This window comes from Methylobacterium sp. WL6, assembly GCF_008040095.1.
In the GTDB taxonomy this organism is placed as follows: Bacteria; Pseudomonadota; Alphaproteobacteria; order Rhizobiales; family Beijerinckiaceae; genus Methylobacterium.
In genome coordinates this window covers 1-5,009 of the sequence record NZ_VRVH01000314.1, presented here as the reverse complement: position 1 = coordinate 5,009, position 5,009 = coordinate 1, and the positions used below count along the sequence as shown (strand labels likewise).

Here is a 5,009-nt window from a genome sequence, read left to right as displayed (position 1 = left end):
GCCAGAGCCAGGGCGGCGAGAGCGCGTCGCAGGCGGTCGCGCCCCAGAGATGCGGCGCGGTCTGCGCCCCGAACAGCAGCGGCGCCGCCAGCCCGAGGCCGATCCCGAAGCCGAGGAACGCCGGCAGGGCGGGGCGCCCGCGAAGCACCCAGTCGCCGACGGCGAACAGCGCGCCGAGCGCGACGGAGGGCAGGCCCTCGAGCCCGATCGCCAGCGACAGGGCCGCCAGCGCCCCGGCTCCGGCTCCGGCCCGGCCGCCGCCACGGATCAGGCCGATGGCCATCCCGAGGATCGCGATCATCTGGAGGTTGTGGTGATCGATCCGGCCGGCGGCGAACTGCACGGTGACGCCGAAGGTCTGGGTCGCGGCGAGCAGCGCCAGCACCGCCGCCCGCTTGCCGAAGGTCGTGCGCACGCCGGTCCACAGCACCGCGGCGTAGACCACGAACAGCAGCGGCGGCCAGAACGCCGCGACGATCCCCTCGGCGAGCCCGGAGCCGAGCAGGGGCGTCAAGACGAGGAGCAGGCCGGCCAGCGGCGCGTCGAGCAGGCGCGACCAGTGGCTCGGCACGCCGCCCGGCGGCAGGAAGCGGTACTGGACGTTGTCGTACCAGCCCTGGCCGGCGGCGAGGTCGCGCGCCTCGACGAGGCGCATCGCGTCGTCGGTGTCGGGCACGCGCAGGTGCCGGATCGTCTCGATCACGTCGCCCGGCGGATACAGCATGACCGCGCAGAACAGCACCAGCAGCCACAGGATCGTCCCCGCATCGAGGCGTGCCGGCTTCCGGGCCGGAAACGAAGCTGTGGCCGCCATCGCGCCTCTCCGGTGCCCGCCGGCCGCTCCGGCCGCGACGGGTCTCGTTCCGCTCGCGCGACCCTGCCGCGAACGCGCTTAACGGGCGGTCAAGGCCGTCGCCATGGGAGGTTTCCTTAACCACGTCGGGCGCAGGCTCCGCCCGTTCAGGACGGGTCGGGGCAGCGGATGAGTTACCACACCGAGACGCTGGTGATCGGCGGCGGCCCCGCCGGGCTCACCGCGGCCTACCTGCTGTCGAAGCAGGGCCGCGACGTCACCGTGCTGGAGCGCGACTCGACCCAGGTCGGCGGCATCTCGCGCACGGTGAGCCACAACGGCTACCTGTTCGACATCGGCGGCCACCGCTTCTTCTCGAAGTCGAAGGCCGTGGTCGACCTCTGGGACGAGCTCCTGCCCGACGACTTCATCGAGCGGCCGCGCCTGTCGCGGATCTACTATCAGGGCAAGTACTACGCCTACCCGCTGAAGGCCTTCGAGGCCCTGCGCAATCTCGGGCTGCTCACCAGCACCGCCTGCGTGCTGTCCTACCTCTACGCCTGCGCCCGGCCGATCGCCGCGCCGAAGCACTTCCACGGCTGGGTCCGTAACCAGTTCGGCGAGAAGCTGTTCTCGATCTTCTTCAAGACCTACACCGAGAAGGTCTGGGGCATGTCCTGCGACGCGATCTCGGCCGACTGGGCCGCGCAGCGCATCAAGGGCCTCGACCTCGGCGCCGCCATCCGCGACGCGCTGAAGCGCTCCCTCGGGATCCGGGCGAAGCCCAAGGCCGGCGAGCCGGTGATCAAGACGCTGATCGAGTCGTTCCGCTATCCCCGCCGCGGCCCCGGCATGATGTGGGAGGCGGCGGCGGAGAAGATCGCCGCGCACGGCGGCAGGGTTCTGCTCGACCGCGGCGTCGACGGCCTGTCGTTCGATCCCGCCGCCGGCCTGTGGCGCGTGGCGGCGGTCCGCGGCGACGGCACGCGCGAGACCTTCACCGCGCGCCACGTGATCTCCTCGGCGCCGGTGCGCGAGCTCGTGGACGTGATCACGCCGCGGCCGATCAGCACCTTCCAGGCGCGCGCGCTGCAGTATCGCGACTTCGTCACGGTGGCGCTGATCGCCAAGTCGCAGAAGAACTTCCCCGACAACTGGATCTACATCCACGATCCCTCGGTGCAGGTCGGGCGGGTGCAGAACTTCCGCTCGTGGTCGCCCGAGATGGTGCCCGACGAGGCCCATACCTGCCTCGGGCTTGAATATTTCTGCTTCGAGGGCGACGGCCTCTGGACCGCGAGCGATGCCGACCTCGTCGCCCTGGCCAAGCGCGAGATCGGGCAGATCGGCCTGATCGACCCGGCCGACGTGGTCGACGCCTGCGTCGTGCGCCAGCCCAAGGCCTACCCGGTCTACGACGAGACCTATGCCGAGAACGTCGCGCTGGTGCGGATGGAGCTGGAGCGGGACTTCCCGACGCTGCACCTCGTCGGCCGCAACGGCATGCACAAGTACAACAACCAGGACCACGCGATGATGACGGCGATGCTCACCGTCGAGAACATCGTCGCGGGCCATCGCCGCCACGACGTCTGGCGGGTCAACGAGGATGCCGAGTACACCGAGGCCGGAATCTCGGGGGCGCAGGCCGCCCTCGGCAGCGAGCGGCTGGTGCCGCGCAAGGTGGCCTGAGGCGACGGGAGCAAGGGGCGTTTGCCAAGACAGTGATGCGGCCGCGTCACGACGCGACCTTGCCGATGCCGGCGCGCGGCATACACTCCCCGCCAACGCCCGGTTGCAGGGGCGGTTTCGGGAGGCAAGCCCCATGCGATCGGTCCCCATGCGATCGGTGATTCTCGCCGCGCTCCTGTCGAGCGCGGCCGTCGCGACCTCGGGATTCGCGACCTCCGCCCTGGCACAGGGCGCGTCCCCCGCCGAGACCAAGGCGAAGGCGGACGACCTGGAGAAGCTGCAGGGCTTCAAGAGCACGAACACGGCGCCCGCGCCCGAGATCCCGCAGACCGGGCGCAAGGCCGACGCCATCCGCAAGACGCTCGGCAGGATCAAGCTGCCCGAGGGCTTCAAGATCGACCTCTACGCGATCGTGCCCGACGCCCGCTCGATCGCGGTCGGCCCCAATGCCGGCGTGCTGTTCGTCGGCACCCGCAAGACCAAGGTCTATACCGTCACCGACCGCGACAAGGACCGGGTCGCCGACGAGGTCCGCGCTTTTGCGCCGGGCATCGACTTCAAGATCCCCAACGGCGTCTGCTTCTCGAAGGACGGCGTGCTGACGGTCGTCGAGCAGAACCGGGTGCTGTCCTTCCCCGCGGCGGAGTTCTTCTACGAGAACCCGGACGTCGCCGCCGGCATCGTCGTCAAGCAGGGCGAGCTGATCCCGGCTGGGGAAGAGAGCTACAACCACACCGCCCGCGTCTGCCGCGTCGGGCCCGACGGCAAGACCTACATCGCGCTGGGCCAGCCCTACAACGTGCCGGCGCCGGAGAAGCTCGAGCTGTACCGGACGCACGGCATCGGCGGCATCGTGCGCGTGGACGCCGACGGGAAGAACCGCGAGGTCTACGCCACCGGCATCCGCAACTCCGTCGGCATCGACTTCGCGGCCGACAAGACGCTGTGGTTCACCAACAACCAGGTCGACGGCATGGGCGACGACAAGCCGCCGGGCGAGCTCAACCACGCGACGAAGGCCGGCGAGAACTTCGGCTTCCCGTGGTTCGGCGGCGGCGCCGTCCGCACCGTCGAGTACAAGGACCAGGCGCCGCCGGCCGACGCGGTCGCGCCGGCGGCCGAGCTGCCGCCGCACGCGGCCGATCTCGGGCTGACCTTCTACAACGGCAAGCAGTTCCCCCAGGCCTATCGCGGCGGCCTCTTCATCGCCGAGCACGGCTCGTGGAACCGCACCGAGCCGGTGGGCGCGCGGATCATGTTCGCGCCCGTCTCCGACGGCAAGGTCGGCGCGCCCAAGCCCTTCGCCGAGGGCTGGCTGACCGGCGACGGCGAGTATCTCGGCCGCCCCGTGGACGTCGCGGTGCTGCTCGACGGCTCGCTCCTGGTCTCCGACGATGCGGCCGGGGCGATCTACCGGATCTCGTACGAAGGCGACGCGAAATAGGGCGATCGGCCGTCGAGGGCCGTGCACCCTCTTCCCTCCCCCGCGTAGGGGGAGGGAGAACGCGCCGAGCCTGCGTCGCACAGCGCGTTGCACGCGCTGTCTGAGTCCCCCCGAGAATGCTTCCGGTCACCCCATGCTCCGCCCATCCCTCCTCGTCCTGATCCTCGCCCTCGCGCCCGTCGCCGTCCAGGCGGGCGATGCCGCCGCCGGGCGCAAGCGGGCCACCGCCTGCCAGGCCTGCCACGGCATGGACGGGCTCTCGAAGCTGCCCGAGGCCCCCAACCTCGCCGGCCAGGTCGAGATCTACCTGGTGAAGGCGCTGACCGAGTACCGCGACGGGACGCGGCAGAACCCGGTGATGTCGGTCGTGGCGAAGGACCTGTCGGACGCCGACATCGCCAACCTCGCAGCCTATTACGGCGGCCTGCAGATCGAGGTGATCCCGCCGGGCTGAGGTCCCGAGGCGGCTTTCGCCCGGCGCCCCGTCGCCCTATCCCGATCGAACGCCGCGGAGGTTTCCGTTGTGGACGTCGACGATGCCGCGCCCGGAGGCGTCGACCTTTCGCCAGCGCGCATGGCCGGCCACGCCGGCGCCGCGCGGGCTGCTCGCCCTCGGCACCGTCCTGGCAATCGCCGCCGCGGGCTTGGTGGTCGCGCGCCCCGGCGACGACGATCGATCCCGATCTGGTGCGGGTGATCCGCGCCATGGCCGGGATCAAGGGCGGCTTCGCCGCGATGGCGCTCGCCGCGTGCTGGTTGCGCCTCGGGCAGCCGGCCTCGGGTTGGCGGGGGGCGCCTACGTCGCGGGCCCGGCGCTGATGGCGGGCGGCGCCCTCGCGCTGTGGTCGCTGCAAAGCGTCGGCGTCGCCGCGCTCGGCCTGCATCTCGGGCTGTTCGGCGTGCTCGCCGCCGGGCTGACGGACCCCGCCTTCTTCGACGGCCGGCTCCGCCGGCGCGCTTGACGCGTTTTCGAGCGCGATGGAGGCCGGATCGCGTGAAGAAAACGCGACTGCAAAGAAGACGCCTCAGCGGTCGAGGCGCCGCCGCGCCGCGTCGCGGGCGCGGTGCTCGAAGCGGGCG

4 protein-coding genes and 1 pseudogene are annotated in these 5,009 nt (G+C 71.3%); 4 read left to right on the top strand and 1 reads right to left on the bottom strand.

The features are described 5' to 3' along the window. A pseudogene (locus FV230_RS24400) lies at positions 1 to 814 on the bottom strand (hypothetical protein); the annotation flags it as partial. Between the two features lie 168 nt (positions 815 to 982). On the opposite strand from FV230_RS24400, the gene FV230_RS24395 reads away from it, so the two are divergent. The 4 genes from FV230_RS24395 to FV230_RS24380 all read left to right on the top strand — a co-directional run bounded on the left by FV230_RS24395 (position 983) and on the right by FV230_RS24380 (position 4,891). Further along, entirely contained in the window at positions 983 to 2,485 is a 1,503-nt protein-coding gene (locus FV230_RS24395) for an NAD(P)/FAD-dependent oxidoreductase (protein ID WP_147844238.1), read from the top strand. 148 nt (positions 2,486 to 2,633) lie between these two features. Further along, positions 2,634 to 3,929, top strand: coding sequence for a PQQ-dependent sugar dehydrogenase (locus FV230_RS24390; RefSeq protein ID WP_147844237.1), 1,296 nt, complete (start codon positions 2,634 to 2,636; stop codon positions 3,927 to 3,929). Between the two features lie 133 nt (positions 3,930 to 4,062). Beyond that, positions 4,063 to 4,383, top strand: coding sequence for a cytochrome c (locus FV230_RS24385; RefSeq protein ID WP_147728826.1), 321 nt, complete (start codon positions 4,063 to 4,065; stop codon positions 4,381 to 4,383). An 82-nt stretch (positions 4,384 to 4,465) separates the two neighbouring features. Then, positions 4,466 to 4,891 carry a hypothetical protein gene (locus FV230_RS24380; protein ID WP_147844236.1) on the top strand — a complete coding sequence of 142 codons (426 nt, stop codon included), beginning with the start codon at positions 4,466 to 4,468 and terminating at the stop codon, positions 4,889 to 4,891. Positions 4,892 to 5,009: the final 118 nt, after the last annotated feature.

Coding starts and splice junctions, on each gene's coding strand:
- FV230_RS24380 (WP_147844236.1), top strand. CDS start 4,466: ATGCCGCGCCCGGAGGCGTCGACCTTTCGCCAGCGCGCATGGCCGGCC.
- FV230_RS24390 (WP_147844237.1), top strand. CDS start 2,634: ATGCGATCGGTGATTCTCGCCGCGCTCCTGTCGAGCGCGGCCGTCGCG.
- FV230_RS24395 (WP_147844238.1), top strand. CDS start 983: ATGAGTTACCACACCGAGACGCTGGTGATCGGCGGCGGCCCCGCCGGG.
- FV230_RS24385 (WP_147728826.1), top strand. CDS start 4,063: ATGCTCCGCCCATCCCTCCTCGTCCTGATCCTCGCCCTCGCGCCCGTC.